Raw genomic sequence first — 23,056 nt, forward strand, 5'->3', positions numbered from 1 at the left:
AAGAAATAAAATCAATTAACTTCCAAATTTTGGAAGTTATTGAAGGCTTGCTCCTTACCTATGAAACCGCTTACCCTGCTTAAAATTACTGTTAGTGTAATTCTCCTCATATTTGTTTTTACGCAAATTGATTTTACTCAAGCCTGGCAACAGCTCCACACCTTATCATTACCGTTTGTGCTGTTTGCTTTGTTGTTTTATACCGTTCTCCAGTGGCTCAGCTGCTGGCGTTGGCAAATTGTATTGCGTTCCCAGGGCTATAACGTGCCGATGGGGCAGCTCATATCCAGTTACTTTGTGGGCATGTGGCTAAATATCTTTTTACCCGGCTCCCTGGGGGGAGATGTCTATCGGGTGTATCAGGTGAACCAGGCAACTCAAGATTCTGAAGCGGCCCTGGTGTCGGTATTTTTAGAACGGTTTACGGGGTTAGCGGCCCTGTCAGCCATTGCTGTGATGGGGTTGGCTCCTGCGTTTCAGCTGGTGGGGCGCTGGGACATTATTGCTCTATTTTTAGGGGCGGTGGGAGCCTTGGTAGGCGCGGTACTGCTGATTATGAGCCCCCAGTTGTTACGGTGGGTAACCCCTTGGTTAAGACGGTTTAGATTGGCTGCGATCGCAGTCCGGTTTGCTAAAATCCAACACCTATTGTGGCAATTTTCCAAGGACCGCCCAGCGTTAGCATCATCCATTGGCCTATCCCTTATATTGCAGTTAGGCATAGTGGTTTATCACACGATCATTGCTCACCAACTGGGCATTAGCATCTCATTTTTAGCCCTACTCGTATTTATCCCCATCATCGTCGTCATTACTCTATTGCCCATTTCCCTAGGAGGGTTAGGCCTCAAAGAAGGTTTGTGGGTATATCTGTTTAGTCGAGTAGGTTTGGGGGCAGAAGAGGCCCTGTTACTATCTTTAACCGTGACCGTATTGGGATGGCTCCTCAGTATCCCTGGCGGGATCATTTTGTTGTTAAATACTTCTGATTGGCAACGAATTAGCAAAGGCCTAAATTTAGGCAAGTAAAGCAAGGGTTTAAGAACAGATTAACCAACCTATTGTCGTTATCAAAAGTCCGCAAAATTGACCATTTTACTCAAGTAAAAAGATAACAACAGACAGTCTGATTCTATGAAAGCACCGAACTTTAAGGAGATTTATACGCGTTTCATATAGGCAATCTACAGGGTTTCCACAAAAATACCTAGATGTCTTATCCATAGAAGATCTCCATCTCTGTAAAAGTGAGCACATTAGCCGATTTCGTATCTATTGTTACATCAGTACTCTAAGAATACAAACAGGTGCCTCTCCTATCAGTTGTTGGCTTGAGAAGAATCGTCATGTTGAAGCAAATATTAGCCACTGGGTTAGCCATTGGGGTTGCATTTTCCACCGCTAGTGCAGCTCAAGCTGATGCCCAGGTGAAGAGTGGATATGGTCAAACGTTAGAAAACGCTGGGCGCGGTGAGGGATTTAAGTCCCGAGATTTTCAAATTCGCCGTAGCGGTCGTAACTCAACCGTAGGTAACGGTATTGACGAGAGTGTTAGTTGGACGTTTGACTTTAATAAAAATCAAGAATTATTAGATGCATTTTTGGCAGATGGCAGTGACCTTGTCTCCGCTGAACTTATCTTTTTAGATATTGAAGTAACGAACGTTCGAGTTACCACTGATTGGGTGGGTATTCCTGGCATTGGCGGCATGCGATTTGGTTTAGGTTCAGAAGTAGCGCCTACCGATGCCGCTCTGATTAAGGTGCCTTCTGTTGCTAGCATTCCCAAGGTGGGTGAAGCCGGTAGCTTCTCAGTAAGTCTGTTAGATCATGGCTTTACTGTAGATGATGTCATGACAGCTTTCTTTGACGATACTGACCACACGAATACCTGGTACGATCCTAACTCCTGGGCTGGAGAGATGTCAGATTACACCATTGCCAATGAGAAGCATGCCATTCCATTTATTTACATGGATGACGCGATTATTCGTGAGGCCAAGCTTGTTCTACATAAAGAGAATTCCTCCCTCTCTTCCACTGCAACAGCTGTACCTGAACCTACAGCTTTAGTGGGATTAGCAATGGTTGGGCTAGGTTTACTACGGCGTTACCAACAACAGCCAGGTTAGAGAGGGATTGCTACTCTTGCCTGTGTGAAGCCATACTTGGTTGCATTGTATCTTATACTAATACCTGAGAAGGGTTTGACTGTTGTGTGAAACCATGGTCCGTGTTTAAACAATTGTTGATGGTGCATAACAGATGTTCACGGTTAACGGGCTTACGAATACAGGCATTACAGCCGACAGAAAGAATCTTATCCAGTTGGTTATCTAAAACACTAGCTGTGATTGCAATGATGGGCAAGTTAGGATCCCGCTGTTTGATATAAGCTGTAGCGTCGTAGCCATTCATGACAGGCATTTGGATATCCATCAGGATCAAGTCTGGACGCTGGGACTGCCACTGTTCAATGGCTTGCTGACCGTTTTCAGCTTCATGCACGATAAAGCCAGCATTGCCAAGGATATGTTTGAGTAGTCGTCGATTGGTGGGAGCGTCTTCGACAACTAAAATGTTGTACTGTTGTTGGGGCGGTGTTGAGATTTTTTTTGTAATTGGGGGTGCTTTTTGTGGTGCCTGAATCACCTCTACCGGTAGCTGAATATGGAATGTGGTACCTTGACCAGGGTAACTAAGACATTGGATACTGCCATCCATGAGTTTGAGCAATCCTTGACAAATGGCTAACCCCAAACCCACACCCTGATCACTAGCATCATGCACCGTGGATGAGGCATCTGTTTGATAGAAGGGACTAAAGATTCGCTGTTGTTCTTGGAGACTAATGCCAGTGCCGGTATCGGAGATTTCTAGGCCTAAATTAAAAACATCGTCTGAAGGGATGGCATAGGCTTTTAAGACTACTTGGCCAGTATCCGTGTACTTGATGGCGTTATCGAGCAAATTGAGAATGATTTGACGTAGTTTGCCAGCATCAATATGTAGGTAGCGAGGGATGTTAGGGTCGCAATCTACCCTGAGTTGGAGGCCACGCTTTTTGGCCTTAAGTCGTACCATATTGCCAAGCCCGTAAAGCACACTAATGATATCCACATCATCAGTGTGCAGTTGGGCATGACCAATTTCTAGCTGGGTGAATTCTAGAATATTATTAATTAAATCCAGTAAATGAGCGCTACTGGTGTCAATAATCTCTAATGATTCGCTGTGGTCCTTCGAAAGCGTCTGATCTTGGCTGATCAGCTGAGTAAAGCCCAAAATTGCATTCAAAGGAGTCCGCAGTTCATGGCTAACTTTTGCTAAGAAAAGACTCTTAGCACGGTTCGCAATTTCAGCCGTTTCCTTGGCTTCTTTGAGTTCAATCGTACGTTGCTGGATACGCTCTTCAAGATTGTCATAGGCTCTTTGCAATGCCTGTTCTGCCTGATGACGCCTGAGTTCAGCCGCAGAACGAGCCGCAAATACCCGCAGAAAGGACTTGGCCAGTTCCAGCTCCTCTAACAAACCGTTATGGAGAATAAATAAAATACCAATCGCGTTACCGTCTCCATCCAATAGGGGGGCTCCCAGGTAGGTAGTCGCCGTTAGCTTACCCATGGGATGATCTGGCGGTAATTCAAGATCAGAACAGTAGTGCAACTTTGCTGTTTCAAGCACCTGAACACAGGGTGTTTGAGCAGCTGAGATCAGGCTATCAATGGGGTGTTGATCATAATGCCACATACCTAGAATGTTCAATGCTAAAGCATCAGATTCACACCTTTCAGCCACAATCACACTGTCCACATTGAGAATCATGGCCAGACTAATCACCAGGGTGGAAAAATATTCTGTTCCTGTGGCTAAGGATGTACAGGTAACTAAGCTTTGAAAAGCTACTTGAGCATTGCGACGGTGATGAATCTCAGATTGGAGCTTTTGATTGACTTCTGCGAGTTCTAGTGGGCTGGTGAGAGTTAAAAATTTGGGCAGTAGCGTTAGTAACTCAAAAGCTGTGTATACAGAAACTAAAGCTGTGCACGCACGCACAAAGCCAGTAACCCAATAAATCGGATACCACAGGGTCACAATGTCTAATAAATGACCCATTCCACACAGACTAATAAACGCGCTAAATAACAAAAAGACTTGATTAGATGGATATATATTTTCCCAGCGATGTTTATAAGCAAAACAGAAGAGTGTTAACGGAATCGAGGCATAGGCCAGGGCAATGATCCCATTGCTAACAACATGGAGCCCAACTAACGATGGCTGCCATAAATAACAATGTCCGTGAGGTATATAGTGGCTGGAATATACCATTTCCCAAAAATGAGTATTCATTCCTTGCTTTATCCTGTGCAAGCTTTAGCATGCCCATAAGATCAAGCAAGCGATATTACTTGAATCATGTAGCATCAGTGCCTATACAAAATCTTTCACACCCATATTTTTTGCACCCATAACTGCTCGGGCCATGTGGGTATAGTTAATATCAGAATCGTCAAATATCTCTGGATGGTAAAGCTTCTGCTTACGTTACACCCTGTTCATCAAGCTGCAACAACGTATGTAACAAGACATCTGCTCCCTGGCCACATTGTTCCGGTGAGGTATATTCATCTTCTGCATGGCTCACCCCTGACTGACTGGGTACAAAAATCATACCCATCTGGGTAAATCGACCGATCTCCTGGGCATCGTGGATAGCTCGGCTGGGCATGGAATAATGGTTCAGCTGTAGAGAGTTACAAACAGTTGTAATGGTCTCTTGAATCTTGGGACTGGCTAGGGTGGGATCTACCGCATGTTGTCGTTCTAACTGGATCTGGGTAGACGTAATCGCTTCGATTTCTTGAACCCGTTGCTGCAACACATTCACCATAGTCCCAAGGGTCTCCAGCGATAAATCTCGCAGGTCAATGGTGAGATCTACTTGCCCCGGTACAATGTTGGCGGCGTTGGGAATAACGTTTAAATATCCCACCGTGGCTACCTGATTCCCAGGAATATCAACGGCGACATCATGTACTGCTGCTACTAACAACGAAGCTGCATAGAGGGCATCCTGGCGCATATCCATAGGTGTGGTGCCCGCATGGTTAGGACGCCCCATAATGGTCACCAGGTAACGCTGTAGACCCACAATGCCCTGGACTACACCAATCTGACGTTCTCTCGCTTCTAGCACACCACCCTGTTCCACGTGCAATTCTAGATAAGCAGCGATATCTTGGGATGTTCTTTGCGCGGTGGTCAGATTATGCCAGTCGCCACCAATCTGATGTAAACAGGTTTGAATCGAAGTGCCATCCAGCCGACGATAGCATTCAGGATCGGTGTCATGGGCTGCTCCTGCCATGGCCTTACTGCCAATCATCTCACCTTCTTCATCGGTGAACACAATCACCTCAATGGGATGGTGAAGCCGCTGTCCGGCTTCGTGGAGAGTGGCAACAACTTCGATGCCAGCCAGCACTCCCAACGCTCCGTCATAGCGACCACCGGCAGGTACTGTATCAATGTGGGAACCTGTAGCCAGGGCAGGCAGATCTTGAATACCGCTGTAGCGACCAATAATGTTGCCAGCAGCATCAATGGTAATGTCCATGTCTATCGCTTTCATGGCGGCAATCACTTGCTGGCGAGCGGCCAAGTCTTCGAGGCTATAGGCTGTACGCCGTACACCACCAGAGGAGAGTTGACCAATGGTAGCCAGATCGCTCAATCGTTTCTGGAGTCGAGCGTGATTGGTTTGTAACGCAACAGTAACCATAGGAGGACCCAAACGCATGGGTCTATCCTCCCTGGAAAGAAGTTAGGGAATTGTTATTAAAATTACTGCAAGCATTACAGGTTGTGACTGATTGTTCACCCTTGTATTATGAAACCGTTAAATGGTGCATACTGAACACTTTACCTAAGGGTAAATGCGTAAAATCTCACGAATGGCTTCTACCATGGGGACCGAGTATGAAACTCATTGGCGTAGACATTGGCGGCACGTTTACAGATTTGATCCTGGCGGATGTGGATCAGCGGCAGACCTGGATTCACAAGGTGCCAACAACGGTGGATGATCCTTCCAGGGCCATGATGCAGGGCATTGAAACCCTGTGTCAGATGGCCCAGGCTGACTACGGTGATATTGAGCATGTGCTCCATGGCACCACCATTGCCACCAATACGCTACTTACCTATGATGGTGCCCGCACAGGGATGGTCACCACGAAGGGGTATCGGGACATTGTCCATATTGGTCGCCACCAGAGACCCCAGCATTATTCCATCATGCAGGATATTCCTTGGCAGGCAAGACCGTTGGTGAAGAGGCGCGATCGCAAAGTCGTCTCCGAACGTCTTGACCCCAAGGGTCACACCCTCATTCCCCTGGACGAGGCCGAAGCCAAAACCGCCATCCTTGAACTCAAAGCCGCTGGCGTCGAATCCATCGCCATCTGTTTTCTCAACTCCTACTTCGATGCTCGCCACGAAGAACGAGTGGCCGCCATCGCCCAAGAACTTTATCCCGAAGCCTTTATCACCACCAGCGCCAGCATCTTTCCCCAGTTCCGAGAATTTGAACGGTTTACCACCGCCTGTATTAACGCCTTTGTTGGACCTAAGGTGAAACGCTACATCAACAACCTGAGTCAAAGTTTGAAAGAACAAGCCGTGCGGGGCGAACTGCACATTATGCGCTCCAACGGTGGTGTGGCCACTGCAGATGTTGCCGGAGAACAACCCGTTACTTTGTTGTTATCAGGGTTAGCAGCTGGTGTTTTAGGCGGTGCAGCGGCTGGTGCACAATCTCATCGCGATCGACTGATCACCTTTGATATGGGCGGCACCAGTACCGACATTGGCATTGTCACCGAGCGTGGCTTTGCCGAGGCCACAGCGCGAGATACCTGGATTGCTGGATACCCCGTCATGGTGCCTATGATTGATGTGCATACCATCGGTGCCGGTGGCGGCAGCATTGCCTACGTCGATGCCGGTGGTGCATTTCGGGTGGGTCCTCGCAGTGCTGGAGCTGCGCCCGGTCCTGTCTGCTATGACAAAGGCGGCACCGAAGTCACCGTGACCGATGCCAATGTGGTTCTCAATCGGCTAGATCCAGAGTATTTTCTCGGTGGTGAAATGACCATCTACCCCGAGAAAGCCTTTGCAGCGGTACAAGCGTTAGCAGATCGCATGGGGTTAGACCTCTATGAAACCGCTGCCGGAATTCTCACCATTGTCAATAACAACATGGCCAATGCCATCCGCTCCCGCACTATCCAGAAAGGGCAAGACCCCCGCAAATTTGCCCTGGTGGCCCAGGGAGGTGCAGGCCCCCTCCATGCCGCTGAAGTGGCCCTATCCCTTGGCATTCCTGAAGTGATTGTGCCCCGCTATCCCGGCATTACCTCCGCCATGGGACTGCTCACCACCGATCTCAAGCACGATCTAATTCAAAACGAATTTACCCTCAGCACTGAACCCAATCTGGCTAAACTAAACGCTGACCTACAATCTCTAGAAGACCAGGTTAAAGAACAATTAAGGGCCGACGGCTTTAGTGCAACGGACATGACCCTACAACGGTTTGCCGACTGTCGCTATGTGGGTCAGGGCTATGAACTGCGGGCTCAGGTCCCCGGCAGCATTCTGGACGAAACCGCTCTGCAGTCTGTCTGGCAACAGTTCCACGATCTCCATACCGCCGAATATGGCCATGCCTTTCCAGAAAACCCGGTGGAGCTAGTCACCCTCAGGGTCACCGGCACCGGACCCATGCCCAAACTCTCCAACTTCTCTGCCCCCACTGGAGGAAACTTACAAGACGCCTGGCTTAAAACAGCCGTCACCTATTTCCGCGTCAATGGCCAGCTGGAAAAATACTCCACCCAATTCTTTGATCGAGACCGATTACCCGTGGGTGCCCAACTCGAAGGCCCTGCTATCATCTTCCAAAAGGACTCCACAATTCTGTTACCCCCCCATAGCCGCACCACCGTAGAACCCAACGGTAATTTGGTTATTCACGTAACCGATGATTCCTTGGTGGATAAAACCATGGCCATCGCCATCGCCCAAGGATCTGTATAATCGCCTTCCCCCTCGTAGAGACGTTCCATGGAACGTCTCTACGAGAGAACGTTTTTCCCCCTTCCCCTTTCCCTGCCATGACCGTCTCCCCTCCCCAACACCGCCAGCTCCCAAAAATCGACCCAGTTACTGCTCAGGTGATCGCTGGAGCCCTCAACGGAATTGCCCTGGAAATGGGCCATAAGCTGGCCCGCATGTCCTACTCCAGCATTATTCGCGAGTCCGAAGACTTTGGGGCCGCCATTCTTGATGCCGACTGTCAGCAACTAGCCGAATGCGCCTACAGCACACCTCTACAGTTAGGCCCTATCCCTGGCTACATGCGGGGGGTACTCAAGGCCATGGAAGAAGACGATGAAGAGTTTTACCCCGGTGATGTGATTCTGCATAATCATGCCTATTACGGTGCATCCCACGGGCCAGACATTGGCATTGGCATTCCCATTTTTCGTGGAGAAGAGCTGATCGGCTATTCCTTTACCACCGCCCACCATCTGGATATTGGCTCCTCGTCTCCTGGCAGCTGCGGCATTGTTGATGCTGTGGATGCCTTTGCTGAAGGTCTACAGTTCAAGGCTGTAAAAATTTATGAAAAGGGTGTCAAAAACCGTCAGGTTTGGCGAATGCTGCGACAAAATATTCGCAGTGCCCAGGTAGTGGTGGGAGATATCGAAGCCCAGGTTGCCGCCTGCCGTGTGGGTGAACAACGGTTTCTAGAATTGTTGGATCAGTATGGCCTAGATACGGTATTAGCCGCCAGTGAGGTCTTGATGAACTATTCCGAACGGATGATTCGTCAGGCTGTTGAGAAGTTGCCTGATGGGACCTACGTTGCGGAAGGCTTTATCGATGGTTTTTTGGATGATCCAGATCCCAGTAAAAAAGACTTAAAAATTGCTGTTGCGGTTACCATCGACGGCAGTGATATGACCATCGATCTGACCGGCACCGCACCGCAAGTGGATGATCGCCCCATCAACATGCCCTTTGTGGGCACCGTGGACATTGCTATTTTTGTTACCCTGCGGTCTGTCTTACTAGATACCGCATTGATGGAATACGTGCCCCAGAATTCTGGCCTAACCCGTCCTATTCATATTGTTGCCCCTAAGGGGTGTTTAGCAAACCCCATCTATCCAGCACCAGTGATTGCCCGCTGTTGTCCAGGCAATATTGTCGCTGATACCCTGATGAAAGCTTTAGCTCAGGTGGCTCCTCAAAATGTCAGTGGTGGCATCGGTAATATCAAAGTGGTGTCCTACAGTGGTGCCATGGATGAAGATTATTGGGTGTACATGGATATCACCGAAGGTAGCTACGGTGGTCGCTATGGCAAGGATGGCATGGATGGGGTAGATACCCTCTATGCCAACACCCGTAATAACCCCATCGAAGATATTGAAGCCCATTTACCCCTGAGGGTTACCCGTTATGAGCTGATTGAAGATGCCAGTGGTGCGGGTAAATGGCGGGGTGGACTGGGGTCGATTCGAGATATTCAGTTTCTCACACCGGGTCAAATGTCTTTAGAAGGGGAAGGCAATAAGTATGCTCCTTGGGGCATCTTTGGTGGAGAGGATGGTACTCCAGGGGGTGTACAAATTCTCAATCCAGAGGATGACGAGGTGCAGGTTTTACCGTCTAAGTTTCCCTGTCGCAAAACAAAACCTGGTGATACCCTACGCACGATCAGTCCCTGCGGTGGTGGCTATGGTAACCCCTTAGAACGTGATCCAGCTTTAGTTTTAGAAGATGTGCTAGACGGATTCCTTACCGTTGAATCAGCTCAGCGGGACTATAAAGTGGTGATTGATCCAGCCACATTCGAAATCGATAAAACAACAACAAAGTCATTACGACAATAGAGACATGATTCTACATAACGTTAGTTGTAAGACACCGCCAAATAACAATAGTTCTACCGATTCATCCCCTAAATCAACCATCGCATAATGCTTACTGGGCATCTGATAGGGCATAGGCGGATACCATGCCTCGCGATCGCAAATACGTCTGACTTTCTTGAGTCAATAGCAGCTCAGCCACCTTCTTACCGATGGGAGAACGGCTGTTGTCAAACGGGTAGATAACAGCTAGGGGATAGGCTAAGGGATATATCCCACTGCGGAGAGCCTCGGCATTAGGCTGATAGCTGCCTTTGCGATCGCACAAATCCCCCCCTGGCCCCACCGCCTTACCATTGTTAAACACAAAGGGGCTAACCGTCTGACGCTTCTCTGCTAATGCTAAAGGGTATACCGAACACTGACCAAAAACCTGACTAAGGGGGGCAATACCAATACTACCAATCGTTGTATTCTCAAAATCTTGCAAAATCCAGCGCAGCATCATGAGTGTTGGCAGAGCATCTACCCCATCTGTTGTAATAAACGTTGAAGTAGAGGACGTTGAAGTGGAGGACGTTGAAGTAGAGGACTCCGCATCAGTAGTAGTCAACATTTCACCTGGCTGGAAAAGCCGCTGGGTGAAAATTTCCTGGGCCGTAGGGTCACTGACCCAATAGCGTTGAACATCTAAATCAAGGGAGCTGATCCGTTGCCAGTTATCGACGGCACCCGTGTAAAGCTGCTTCAGCTGAGACAAACTAATCTCACCCTTTAGGGCATCGGGCAATCCCTTAGTACGCTTAGGATAATTAAAAGCAACCACTGGCACTAAACTGTCGTAGGCGATGATAGTACTAGTGATATCAGCAGGCAACGGGGCTGTTAATGGAACAATAGCAAAGTCGGTGTGGCCAGATTGAACGGATGCGATCGCATCTTTTGACGTTCCGGTCACATGGGGAATTAAGGACATCTGTGGAAATGTTGCCTGTAATTGCTCAAACAGTGTAGGAGATACCTCCAGAGACGGTTCTGCCGCCACACGAAATAACGGATACCAATAGGCAGCAGCCGGTATCCCGTAGCGATACTCTCCTACAGGCACAGCATCAATGTCCTTCAAACAGCAAAGATTTAAGGGGATATTTGCATAGCTGGGGCGCTGAGACCTTAACAATAACCAGCCGAAAATGCCTAGCGTCGCTAGAATCGCCGCTATGACCAAAATAGGAATGAAGCGTTTATACCAGGCTGGTTTAATGGGTATTAGTTCTGCATTCCGAGATTCCCAGTGACTTGCCTCCTCTTCAGGTGGTATCGCTAACAATGCCGTTCGAGCCGCTTCTGCACTGGCAAACGATGGTTCAATACCAATCAACCTGAGGATAAATTGCTTAAGTGGGGCATAAACATCGGGCCAGTTACTATCCAGATGCGGTTTTAAAAGCTGTCCTTGGTTATCTAAGGTGGCACCATTTAAGAGGAAAAATGCCACTCGCCCCAGAGCGGCTAAATCGTCTTGAAAGTCGGGCTGTTCTCGATCAACCCGGGCTGGATCAAAAAATCTCTCCCACAGGGCAAAATCAGTCAGATATACAAACCCTTGAGAATCTTGTTCTTTTGAGTCACTCACCCATAGCAGACTGTCTAAACTAAGATTTCCATGGACAATTCCTGTTTGCATCTGTCCAGCTGGCAGTGTAAATTTTTGCTGGTGCAAGAACATCAGAGTTTGTAGCACCTGATTGAGCATGGCTAACACTGCTTTACTGCCAAAAGCGCCATGGTTCGCACAGTATTGGTTCAACGTTGGCTGACCATCTACAGCGGATGTCACCAAATAACACCGCTCACCTGACAAATCTGCGATCGCTTCTAATGGCAGCACAATTCTCACATCCTGCACTCGACCATCCGCTAAGGCCAATCCTGCTAGTGTAGTGAATGATTCCTGGCATTGCCGCTGTTCATCTGGGCTAAAGTATCGCTCAGGTAGCAAATATTCTTGGATAACAACGGATTCTTCGGAGCTAAGACGTACTCCCTGATAAAGTCTGCCAATGCCGCGTCGTCCTATACTGTGACCAATTTTATATTCACCTTGTTTACCAATGAGCTGGCCACCAGTAGGCAGTAAGGCCGGGAAATAACACTGCTCACATCTAGCGTTTTCTTTGACAGTTGATTCCTGACAGCTTAAGGGATTTCCCTGCAAACACCGATATTGGTGATAATAGGGCGTAGGTGCTTGAATACGATCAGGAATAGTCTCCTTAATCAACTGTTCTGATGGAGGTTCAGGAAAAACATCGGGTTTAATGTCTTCCAAGACAGACTTTAGCCACTTTACATCGATAAGGTCTTGGTATCGCTCGATCCGATCCTGGTAAGATAGCATTAGTAAATAGCTTCGGAAAAAGCGTTTAGAGATCTGTCCTATAATCACAATGATCCTCAGCCAACAGAACAAATTTATTTGTTTGTTAGCATACCCCAATAGGATATCGCGATCTCGATACTGATTTTATTGATGAATTTGAATACGGTTCTCCATGGGCATACTGAAGCCGCTAAATCTGAATAAGATAAAGAAGTGGCTGAATGAAGACAATGCCTTGGAGAAGTACTCGCTGATATCAATAAGGTTTGCTGGGCACTATAGCTGAAGTTAGTTCAACAACTCTGTTAGGAGGCTGGCAATGGGTGATTGCGATCGCGCTCAGAAAAAAGACGATCAGGCATCTCAAACACAGATGACCCATAGTCAGCTAACACCTTCCTCACCAGCCAAAGCTGCAAATATTCCCCAAAGTAATCCAATATCTAATACATCGACTGCATCGACAAATTTTAATTTTTCCGATGTAAGTGTGTTACAGCCCAAACTCACCATTGGTGAACCCAACGATCCTTATGAACAAGAAGCGGATCGCGTAGCCAGTGAAGTTGTAAAAAAAATTCATAGTGGGCAAGCAGCAGATGATCAAGACGATACCGTACAGCATAGCCTTTCCCATAACTTTAGTTTTCTGACCATACAGCGTGATGGGGGTGTTATTACTGGGGTCGCCAACGGTGACTTTGAAGCCCAACTAAACCAGGCACGCAGCGGTGGCAGCTCCCTGGAGCCCAAACTTCAAGGTAAACTTGAATCTGCCATGGGAGCTAATTTTAGCCGAGTAAAAATCCATACTGATCAACAAGCGGATCATCTTAGCCAATCAATTCAGGCCAAAGCCTTCACCACTGGACAAGATATTTTCTTTAAACAAGGAGCCTATAACCCGGGCTCTAAAGGTGGTCAGGAACTTATCGCCCACGAGCTAACCCATGTGGTACAACAAAATAGCAACACTGTACAAAGACAACCTCAAAAAGAGTTTGGTCAAAAGAGTCCACCATTAGCCACAAGGGTAGATCAATCTACTCAAATTAAACAAGCAAACACTTCCGGCATTCAGCGTGATCCAGAAGGACAAATCGGTGTTCGACCAGGACATGAAGAAAACAACTGGAAACGCTACCAGATCAACCTAGACAAAGCCACTGAACAAATAGAAGGGAAGCAACTAAGAAAACTAGGCAAACAGGGCGCATTAGGTGATTGTTGGGTAATTTCGTCAATCATCGCGTTGGGTTATACAAAACCAGAGAAATTATTGGCTTCTATTGAGGAGGGCACAAGTGATACCATCGACGATGACATCAAACAAACCTTTAAAGTTAAGCTCTATCCAATGAATGATCAGAGTGGAGCTAATCTTGCACCCAGCGGCGAAGAGCCTAAAGAGATTGAAGTCGATACCCAACTACCTGTGACGGCTCAAGAACAGTTACTCTATGCAGGCAAAGGATCAAAAGCTTCCTCTGCCAGGCTTATAGGTATTATCGAAAAAGCGTTAGCGGTTGAGAAGGGTTTGGGAAGCTATGCAAATTTGGGATCAGATTCTGCGAGACGTGCATTGGGTATGCTAACAGGGAAATCGACAGAATCTCTAGATTTAGTAAGAGATCCGAGAGAAGCTACTAGCAAACTCAAAGATTTACAAACAAACATCAACAACACAACGGTGGTCATCAATTCAGAGCGCCCGAAAAGACTCAATCCCACATGGAAGAAAGATCCTATTTATAAAGATCAGATCGATCAACAACCCACTGAAGAAGCTAAAGAAAGAAAAATGCACTCGATCCGCAGGCGGGTCAATCATAATCCAACCAGAGACTATCAGTGGAGTAACGCAGAAGCCCACGCCATGGCAGTACTTGGGTTTGCTGGCGATAAAATGAAAATTTATGATCAGGGATTAGGCTATACGTTCGAAGTAACTATTCAGGAGTTAGTGTCAAACGACTACTGTCATACAAAAGAAGGCACACGCAACGACAAATTCGACTTTAAGTGGAAGTTTGGAGAAGTTATCTGGCTCGATTGGTCAACTGAGGAAGTATCAGACAGTGATACGACTGAAGATAATACATAAATGCTAGTTAGGCAGAATCAGTACTCAGTATTGCTGCTCTTCGGGATTACTTTATGTGAGATACCATTCAGTAGCAGCAATAGCTCTAGACCAGTTCATCCTTTAAATTAACAATGGCTAAGTAACCTTGAACACCTCATAAAGTCCCACCCAGTTTTCCAGTACAGATAACGACCACACTACAAACAGATACATTCAGAAAACATCAGCTAAATGCCCAGTTAGATGGGGGGCATCTAAAAGCGATCGCGCTCTATTAATTACGTGGAATAATTCTTGTTGAGTTTAGAATATTTTCAAAAATAGGGATATACTTACGCTCCAACGATTCTAAAACAGCTGCGTTGATTAGATAAAACTTATAGGGGCTTCCTACAATAAATGCCTGCATCTGAAATAAACGCAACCCAGTATTTTCTTCTCGCCAGGAGTAATGATTACAATAGGTCTTGTGGCCGCCTAATTCATAGGTTTGTTCTTGTAATAGCTTGTACTCATTATAGTCTTGCTGCATAAGGGCATTATTCTGCGCTATGAGAGATTCAAACCAACTATCATTAGAACTATCCGGCTTTTGTAATTCATAGCTCATGGAAACTTTATATTCGTCAAAGTATTCCTCAAAACCTGGTTCTGGCAAGCCAAAGATACGGAATTTTGAGCTATCCACAATCGCTCCAGACCAAGACTTTGGCACTAAAATAGAAACCATAGTCTCTTGATTAAAATAACTAACCATATCAGGAAGGGTCGCCATCTGTTAACACCTCAAAAAACTATACGGCCTGAGTCATAAAGATAAACCGAATGGACTCTAAAGCATTTCGAAACATGGGTAGTAATTCATCCTCATGTTGAGCCAGGCAAGCACCAGCAAAGCTAAAGAGAACATTATCCACCAGGATAAAAGATTGGTATCGAACAGCCAGAGCACCAAAATCCTCGTCGAAATATCTAAAGACATCCGTCAGTCCGGGATATTGATCGATAATTTCTTCTTGATGAGAAATTAGTTCAAAGTTTTTACGCGGCACAGTCACCACTGACTCAGAGGCTTGACGGAGATTATCAATGTTTGTGCTGGGAGATGGAAATAACTGAATTATCAATCGAGGATTTTTAGAAAAATCGTCTTCATCCTCGTCTTCATCATAAATTTCATAGTAATAAACGACATTATGTGCATCTTCTGAGAATTCTTCCCAGCCCACAGGAAGCTCTAGTGAGACATGGGTTTGATGACTAAAAAAATGTAGTACGTCTGCCATATTGCCAATGTTCTAAACGAGTTCTTGGTGTTGCCGGTAAAATCGTTGATCCAACCTCTTTCTATAATTAGCATTATTAGCAATTTTATAGAGGGATTGTGACGATTTAGAACAGCTTCTTAAAGCCATCCTTGGGTGTGCTACCCACGGTCAGCGGGAACGATCGAATGACACCAGCCTGGATAATAATGCCGTCAGGGTCAACTAACTGATCACCAAATGCGGCACGACAGGCCTGCTCCAGAATTCCATCGGAGAACTTATACTCTAAATACTTGGATACCTTGCTGTTCTTACGCACTTTTTTGTCGAGGATTTCTTGGATATTCTCCCGTTTGACAAGATTTTTGGCTTTACCTTTTGATTTACGGGTTTCCTTCTTCTTCGCATAAGCTAGCAAGTGAGGATGGGCCGCCTCGAACAACTCAGACTTCATATTTTCCTCTTGCTCAGGTGTTAAGTCATCTGTAGACTTCCGATCTTGGTCCGAAATGCTGGTGTTATCCAAAGCCTTCCGAGTCAGAGCATTCTTGAGTTTTTCCTTGATGACTAGGCCAATTTCCTTGAAGTCCACCGTCAAGGTTACACCACCGCCACCGCCAAGGCCCAGTGCCCCTGCGAGCTTACCACCAATGACCAATTTTCCATTTTCGAACGAGAAGGTGCCCTCAATAGACGCTCCTACACCTGCCGAGGCTTCTACCTCTCCCGAAATCTTGAATAGAATGCGTCCTTGATATTTCACGGCTGCAGAGCCACTGGTTTTTACTTTTGAACCAGCAAATGCTTCCGCTTTACCAGAGGCTGAAATACCCAGCAGACTTACAGAAATTTGTCCTTCAACTCCAGCTTCGACCCCTGCAAGGGCCTCAAATTTGCCCTGTGCTTCACCCCCTAGTTCACCCGCTTTAATATTAACGGTGACCTCTCCTTCGCTCTTGACACCGGCCATGACTTTAGCCGAACCTGATGCTGCAATACCAAAAGCTGTAATATTGAGTTTGCCTTTGGCTTCAGCCATAACTCCGGCAAAGCCGCTTAATTTGCTCTTTAATTGAGCCGATAGTTCCATGCCACCGACTTCTTTAGAGATTTGAGCTAACCCTTCTAAGTCAAAGCCTAAACCAGCTTTGGTAGTGGCCCGTGCCATAATGGTCAACCCATCGATGACATCAACAACTTTAGTGCTGACCACTTCACTTTCACCGCCCACAAAACCGCTGGACTTACCTTCTACCTCCATCTTGGTACCGGAAGAGGTTTCTTTGACTTTTTTGGCAGCGGCTTCGCCAAATGCCCCAGCTCGGGCTAGAGCCTGAAAGGCTTCCTTAACACTGGTATCATCGGATTCAGAAATCTTTTGAGCTGCTGCCGCAACACCAGAAAAGCCCTTTTTACTTGTTTCTGTGGTTGTGACGGTGCCGTCGCCCACCTTTGTCGTTGTTGTTGTTTCTGGATCGTCTAATAGCTCTTGTTTGCCACCCAGATGTGTTTTCGTAGACTGATCGGTGAAACCGGACAGATCTACATCACCGACAATGTCATCGGGAGTATCTTCCTGAAAGCCAGTGGTGACATCTCGCTGCACCACCGTTGAGCCATTATGCAGTTTTGCTTGAACAGTGGGGGACTGCCCCTGCTGAATAGTGTGGGTTAGCTCGTGGGCAATTAACTCCTGTCCAGCCCGACTCCCAGGTTGATATTCTCCCTGTCGGAAGAACACATCACGTCCTGTTGTAAAGGCTTTTGCTTGAATGGAGCGGTTAAGGTTATCGGCCTGGGCATCTGTGTGCACACGCACGCCGCTAAAATCGGCCCCCATGGCTTGCCCCATCCGTGTCTGGATATCTGGAGATAAGCTTTGACCACGACCCCGTGCCGAATGAATGGCTGTTTCCAAATTATTTGATACGGCGTCTGTCTGATCGCTGCGACACTGTATTAAAGACGTCCTCCTGACCCCTTCTTCTTCTGGCTCCTTCATTTGCTGGAGCGATGAGACAGCTGATGCTTGCTGAATCGGATCTGGTTGTTGTTCCTGAGGTGCATTAATGCGCTGCACCACATCTGCTGCCACTTGATCCGCTTCTTGTTCATACTTGTCGTTGGGGCTCCCTAAGGTCAGTTTGGTCTGAATTGGGAACGCCTGCCTATCGACTGATGCATCCCCCTCCGAAAAGAGTTGCAGTTGACCAAAATTAAAGCCTGCTTGCGCCGAGGATTTCGGTTCGACCATTGCTGATTCATGGTCTGTTGTCTCAGTCGTACGTTGGGCGATCGCCGACCGAAAGGGTCGAGGTTGAAGTCCTGTTATCGTCTCTTTTTTTTCCTGTTTAGAAGGCTGATAAGATTGGCGATTACGCTGGCGGCCCATAATGATTTCCAATAAAAAATAGACTTTTCTATGAAGACAAATACGAAACAAAAAGAAACAAAAAAAGAGATGACCGTTAGTCGGTGCTGGGTGTCAATGCAGTTAAGATATATTGGGTCAGGGTGTTTTCAGGATTAAGCGCTAGAGTTGCCTGGAGATCGGCCATGGCAACTGTCGTATCGCTAAGATAGTGTTCACTGAAAATAGCTTGAACTCACAGTCTGTATCACATAGCTACTATTCCTGGGTGAGGGTAAAGTCTACAAACTATTAAGATGGTGGCGGCGGTGGTATTGGTGTTGATAGATGTTCAGTGGATTGGGTTGCTGTCAATGCTTTTAAGGTATTCTGGGCAAGCACATTGTCGGGATTGAGGGCGAGAGCTGCCTTTAAGTCAGCGGTAGCGGCAACATAATCATTAAGATTAAACCAGGCAATGCCACGCCCCGTCAGGGCATCGGTGTGGGTGGCATCGAGGGTAAGCACCTGGTCATAGGTGGCGATCGCTCCCCTATATTCTCCCATGGCTGCCAGGGTCACACCCTTGTTGTACCAAGCCTGAACCGATTCTGAATTCAGTGCAATTGCCCGTTCCGCAGAGTGCAGAGCTTCTGTGTATTGTTCTAATTCCCAGAGAACAAGACTGCGATTCGTCCAGCCCCAATCGCTAAAGGGATTTAATGCCAGGGCCTGATTGTAGGCCGCCAGCGCATGGGAATATTGTTCTGTTGCCCGAAAAATTACTCCTCGGGCAAACCAGGCTGGAGCATAGGTTTTGTCAAGGTTGATCGCCTGTTGATTAGCCGCAAGGGCTTCTGCATAACGTCCCAAATACCAAAGAATTGTACTGCGGTGATTGTGGGCGGCCACATAGTCCGGCTGAATTCCCACTGCTCGATTGATCGAGGCCAGGGCTTCTTCATAGTGTTGTGCACCGGTCAGGGCAATACTACGTTGATTCCATCCTTTAGCCAGGGTTTGGTGACCCCAATCCCCATCCCCCCCAATGGCAGCATCACAGGCAGCCAAAGCGGGTTCATAGCTGCCCAGCCGATTGAGTAAGGTACACTGCCCCAACAGCGCCAGGGTGTAATCTGCCTTGAGGGCAACCGCCTGATTGTAAGAAACCAGCGCTTCTTGATCGCGGCGCAGTGTCTCTAGTAACTGTCCCTGGGCCGCCCAGGTCAGGGCGTTTTTGGGGTCAAGGCCAATGGCCTGGTCGTAGGCAAAAATGGCCTGGTTGTATTGATTCAGCTGGCTATGGGCCTGCCCTTGATAGGTCCAGGCCAGGGCAGGTCCAATATCTCCCCAATTTTTATCGATAGACAGGGCTGACCCACAGACCTCTAAAGCACTTTGAGGACGTTCGAGGGCCACATAGGCTTCGCACTGGCGAGTTAAAACCAGGGAGTTTTCGGGATCTTGCAACAGGGTACGTTCATAGGCCACCAGCGCTAACTCATACTGTTTAGCCTGGGATAAAATCTCACCGCGATAGAACCAAGCTAGTGTGGGGGTTTCGCTCCCCCAATTGCCGTTAACTCTTAAGGCGTTGTTACATTTATCCAGGGCAGTTTCATTTTCTCCTAGGGCTGTGTAGGCCACACATTGGTAGGCAATGGCCAGGGAATTTTCGGGATCAAAGGTGAGGGCACGATTTGCGGATGCGATCGCATCCGCAAATGCTTTTAGCTTGATCAAAATACCGCTATGCTGCGCCCAAATGTCAGGATTCTCTGGTTCTAGGGCAATCGCTTGTTCACAGGCTGCCAATGCTTTTTCATACTCTTCTGCTGTAGCTTGCAGACGGCACAGATCGGTCCAATACGTAATATCTTCTAAGGCATCAAAGGATGCCGGTTGAGCCAACACAGGTGTGATGGTCACGAGCAATGTGCTGACGACAAGACCGGGGATCAGGCGATTGAACCATGGAAGCAGCATGACAATATATCAATCTTTGTCTGTGCAGCTAGAGTGCCCTGCTAAATCCCCGGATTCTCAAGGGAAGCCCATGTACGAAAAGTTGGCCAAGATTTAGAATTCAGCGATTTAAGCAGGACAAAGTTGAGAATCCGGGATTATGACCGGGCACCTTAGGTTAGATAGAGATTTCTTGTTATGAAACCCTTATTTATTGGTTTAGCGATGCTTCTATCGCTGATGGGCCTACCCGGTTACACCTTTAGCAAAAAAGATCTCACACAGCTTCAAGAAACCCGCCAGTGCCCTCGCTGCGATCTGCGCGGTGCCGATTTGCGAGGCATGTTTCTACAGCAAGCCAATTTGCGACGAGCTAACCTCGCAGGAGCTGATCTTAATGGTGTTGATTTAAAGGGAGCCTTTCTCTTTCAGGCTAATCTCCGTGACACAGATCTGCGTAACGCCAACCTCAGCAATGTAAACCTGTTCGGTGCTCGGTTAGAAGGCGCACAGTTAGCCAATGCCCATGTGGATGAACGTACAATCATGGATGACCGCTGGCGATTGGTTTGGGATTTGGTCACCCATGGTTTAGGTGAGCATGACCTGCGTGGCATAGATTTGCAGGGGGCCAACTTAGATGGTGCTGATTTACGGGGTGCTGATTTGACCGGGGCCATTCTCACCGGCACCACCTTTGAAGGCACATTTTTAAGTGGCAGTCTCTTCAACCAGGCTCAGCTAGACGAGACTAGCTTTTTTATTGCCAATTTACAAGCAGCAGATCTATCAGAGAGCCAGCTTCAAAATGGTAGTTTGCGGGCTGCAGATGCTCGTCTAGTGAATCTCTCTAGAGCTCATTTAAACCGAGCTGATCTGGCATTGACCTACCTGGATAGTGCCACGCTCATTGAAGCTGATCTCACCAGAGCCGATTTAACTGGAGCGTTGTTGACCCAAGCCGATCTAACCAATGCGCAACTGAGTAGGGCTAATCTTCTCGTTGCTGACTTTCGCGAAGCCACATTAGACGGCATTGATCTCACCAGAGCCAATCTTCAAGGAGCCGACTTTACTGATACACAATTTGCGGCATCCCAACTGAGAGATGTGATTCCTGCTGGCATTCGACTGATTAATGCTGATTTAGCAGGTTCAGATCTGAGCAATCTGGATTTGCGGGGTACTGATCTCAGTGGTAGTAATCTGCGGCAGGTGAATTTTATTAATAGCAACCTGCGGGGGGTTAATTTCCAAGGAGCCGATCTAAGCTTTACGGATTTTTCTGGGGCGAATCTTGCTGAGGCGAATTTTCAGCAAGCTACATTAGAAGGGATTAAGTTTGATATTCGCACCAATCTCTGCGGTGCCATTATGCCAGACGGTAGCGAACGTAGTTGTAATTAGCCAGCTTACCAAGGACTGCCAATCATCGTGGTGGGCAGGTAATTGCTCAACTCCCCTCCGGGGGATTGTCTTCCTGGATGCTTATGCGTAATGTATGGGTATGCAAGACCTTCCTGACCTAAGCCAGTTAAGTCCAGAGGCGAAAGATACTCTGATACGAATGCTATGGGAAGAAATGCAACGGTTACGTCAGCGTTTAGACGAGTTAGAAAAGCGTCCCAAAAAGACCAGCCAGAATTCAAGTAAACCGCCATCACAAGACATCAAAGCCAATCGAAAAAACCGGAAGAAGAAAGATTGACATTGCACCAGATGGTAGAGTTATCTCTTTTAGAAGAACTGGATCAGAGGAGTGAAAAATGATGTAAAGCGTAGCTTTTTATCATTTACCAAGACAAGTTGTATCCACCTTTGAAACGAGATAGTACACTTTCCCATGGTTAATAGTCTTTCAAAACAGCAGGAACTAATGTTGAATGATTACTCAAGAAAATGGTCTAATTCTCTATTAAAAAAAGATAATTTAGATGATTTGAATCAAACAATTAATGATCTCTATACTTCAATAAACCTTACAAGACCAGAAATATACCATTTTTCATCTATAGAATCCGCTTTAAGATTTCTTTTAGATAAACCGTTAGAACTGATGGGCAGTGGCATCGAATTATTATTTGAGCAGTATCTTATTAAAGAATTAGAGCTGGAAATTTCAGGTCAGATAGAGGAAAAACTTTGGTGGGAAAAGTTATATAAGGAGTTATTTTGTGATTTTAGAGAAGCATGGTTAAGCCCTATGGATGAATCTATCTGGGAAAATCTATCTCAGATTTTTTTAGACGCAGACTGGGAAAAATTGAGTGCAAAGCTATGGGATCAAAATCCAACAAAATCTGATAATTCTAGTGAATTAGTCATCGAGTATTCATTTAATGTGTTTTCAAGCTGGATTTGGAATAGTGCTTGTTGTTTATATGATTTTTGTATATCTGAGCTTCGCTGTAAATACAATCAGAAAAAGTGGAAGATATTGAAAGATATCATAGGTTCATGTGATTATCTTTTTCCTTATCAAAATATATGTTTGATAGCGGTTATATCTGAGCATGAGAAATCGTGGTTATCAACAATAAATCTGGGCGACCAAGTATAGTAAGGGGTTATGCAGAATATACCCCCCCCGGAAGAACACCCTGGTAGGGAAATCTCTACCAGGGTGTCCATTTTTAAGTAGGGTTACGGCTGAATTCGGATTTGGTATGCGCTCTCATCACATTCATTTCGGTAGGCCTAAGATAAGAGAGAAAATCAGATTAAATGGTCACAGGTGAGCATCACTACACAATGCTCAATCACATCACCTATGACAGCTGTAGTCAGGGCACCTGTGAGACGAATCCCGATTTCGGTTCCGCTTTGGCTACACCGGCAGAGAGCGGGATAAAGCGACCAGGTTGATGTACGACGCGACAACAACTAGAGTGCAAAACGATGGTGTAAAAGTATACATTAGAAATACTGATCGTGGGCCATTTGATATGACTGTCTATAATCCGCAAACAAATAAAATGGTCACAGCAATGATAGAAAAACAAGTTCTGATTTATCAAAAATGGTTAAGATCAATGAATGGCAGTGGCTCTAAGATTT

15 protein-coding genes are annotated in these 23,056 nt (G+C 46.7%); 8 read left to right on the top strand and 7 right to left on the bottom strand.

Features of this window, described 5'->3' with window-relative positions:
* Nucleotides 1-60: 60 nt before the first annotated feature.
* On the top strand, nucleotides 61-1,029 hold the full coding sequence (locus tag U2F10_RS12030; protein ID WP_499872225.1) for a lysylphosphatidylglycerol synthase transmembrane domain-containing protein: 969 nt from the start codon (nucleotides 61-63) through the stop codon (nucleotides 1,027-1,029).
* 317 nt (nucleotides 1,030-1,346) lie between these two features.
* The gene (locus tag U2F10_RS12035; RefSeq protein WP_163668685.1) at nucleotides 1,347-2,132 is read left to right on the top strand and encodes a PEP-CTERM sorting domain-containing protein; all 786 of its coding nucleotides are present in this window, start codon (nucleotides 1,347-1,349) and stop codon (nucleotides 2,130-2,132) included.
* A 52-nt stretch (nucleotides 2,133-2,184) separates the two neighbouring features.
* On the opposite strand, the gene U2F10_RS12040 is transcribed toward U2F10_RS12035, so the two are convergent.
* Nucleotides 2,185-4,353, bottom strand: a complete 2,169-nt coding sequence (locus U2F10_RS12040) for a response regulator (RefSeq protein WP_499872227.1) — start codon at nucleotides 4,351-4,353, stop codon at nucleotides 2,185-2,187.
* A 190-nt stretch (nucleotides 4,354-4,543) separates the two neighbouring features.
* Nucleotides 4,544-5,803 carry a Zn-dependent hydrolase gene (locus tag U2F10_RS12045; RefSeq protein WP_250565115.1) on the bottom strand — a complete coding sequence of 420 codons (1,260 nt, stop codon included), beginning with the start codon at nucleotides 5,801-5,803 and terminating at the stop codon, nucleotides 4,544-4,546.
* A gap of 179 nt (nucleotides 5,804-5,982) precedes the next feature.
* Here U2F10_RS12045 and U2F10_RS12050 point away from each other — a divergent pair, with 179 nt between their 5' ends.
* Nucleotides 5,983-8,103, top strand: a complete 2,121-nt coding sequence (locus U2F10_RS12050; RefSeq protein WP_499872228.1) for a hydantoinase/oxoprolinase family protein — start codon at nucleotides 5,983-5,985, stop codon at nucleotides 8,101-8,103.
* A 77-nt stretch (nucleotides 8,104-8,180) separates the two neighbouring features.
* Nucleotides 8,181-9,968 carry a hydantoinase B/oxoprolinase family protein gene (locus U2F10_RS12055; RefSeq protein WP_499872229.1) on the top strand — a complete coding sequence of 596 codons (1,788 nt, stop codon included), beginning with the start codon at nucleotides 8,181-8,183 and terminating at the stop codon, nucleotides 9,966-9,968.
* Between the two features lie 91 nt (nucleotides 9,969-10,059).
* Here the strand turns inward: U2F10_RS12055 and U2F10_RS12060 are convergent, their stop codons facing one another.
* The gene (locus tag U2F10_RS12060; protein WP_499872230.1) at nucleotides 10,060-12,348 is read right to left on the bottom strand and encodes a substrate-binding domain-containing protein; all 2,289 of its coding nucleotides are present in this window, start codon (nucleotides 12,346-12,348) and stop codon (nucleotides 10,060-10,062) included.
* A 301-nt stretch (nucleotides 12,349-12,649) separates the two neighbouring features.
* Here U2F10_RS12060 and U2F10_RS12065 point away from each other — a divergent pair, with 301 nt between their 5' ends.
* Nucleotides 12,650-14,434, top strand: coding sequence for an eCIS core domain-containing protein (locus U2F10_RS12065; protein ID WP_499872231.1), 1,785 nt, complete (start codon nucleotides 12,650-12,652; stop codon nucleotides 14,432-14,434).
* 256 nt (nucleotides 14,435-14,690) lie between these two features.
* Here the strand turns inward: U2F10_RS12065 and U2F10_RS12070 are convergent, their stop codons facing one another.
* The 4 genes from U2F10_RS12070 to U2F10_RS12085 form a co-directional block, all read right to left on the bottom strand.
* A complete protein-coding gene (locus U2F10_RS12070; RefSeq protein WP_499872232.1) occupies nucleotides 14,691-15,191 on the bottom strand; it encodes a hypothetical protein in 501 nt (166 codons plus the stop codon).
* 19 nt (nucleotides 15,192-15,210) lie between these two features.
* Complete coding sequence (locus U2F10_RS12075; RefSeq protein ID WP_163668699.1) at nucleotides 15,211-15,702, bottom strand: hypothetical protein; 492 nt, start codon at nucleotides 15,700-15,702, stop codon at nucleotides 15,211-15,213.
* A gap of 106 nt (nucleotides 15,703-15,808) precedes the next feature.
* A complete protein-coding gene (locus tag U2F10_RS12080) occupies nucleotides 15,809-18,076 on the bottom strand; it encodes an eCIS core domain-containing protein (RefSeq protein WP_499872234.1) in 2,268 nt (755 codons plus the stop codon).
* Between the two features lie 270 nt (nucleotides 18,077-18,346).
* On the bottom strand, nucleotides 18,347-20,020 hold the full coding sequence (locus tag U2F10_RS12085) for a tetratricopeptide repeat protein (RefSeq protein WP_499872236.1): 1,674 nt from the start codon (nucleotides 20,018-20,020) through the stop codon (nucleotides 18,347-18,349).
* A gap of 177 nt (nucleotides 20,021-20,197) precedes the next feature.
* Between U2F10_RS12085 and U2F10_RS12090 the strand changes: the two genes are divergently transcribed.
* The 3 genes from U2F10_RS12090 to U2F10_RS12100 all read left to right on the top strand — a co-directional run bounded on the left by U2F10_RS12090 (nucleotide 20,198) and on the right by U2F10_RS12100 (nucleotide 22,559).
* A complete protein-coding gene (locus U2F10_RS12090; RefSeq protein ID WP_163697633.1) occupies nucleotides 20,198-21,406 on the top strand; it encodes a pentapeptide repeat-containing protein in 1,209 nt (402 codons plus the stop codon).
* A 94-nt stretch (nucleotides 21,407-21,500) separates the two neighbouring features.
* Entirely contained in the window at nucleotides 21,501-21,707 is a 207-nt protein-coding gene (locus tag U2F10_RS12095; protein ID WP_163668706.1) for a DUF6444 domain-containing protein, read from the top strand.
* A gap of 135 nt (nucleotides 21,708-21,842) precedes the next feature.
* On the top strand, nucleotides 21,843-22,559 hold the full coding sequence (locus U2F10_RS12100) for a hypothetical protein (RefSeq protein WP_499872237.1): 717 nt from the start codon (nucleotides 21,843-21,845) through the stop codon (nucleotides 22,557-22,559).
* Nucleotides 22,560-23,056: the final 497 nt, after the last annotated feature.

The organism is Leptothoe sp. EHU-05/26/07-4, from assembly GCF_043421015.1.
In the GTDB taxonomy this organism is placed as follows: domain Bacteria; phylum Cyanobacteriota; class Cyanobacteriia; order Phormidesmidales; family Phormidesmidaceae; genus Leptothoe; species Leptothoe turfae.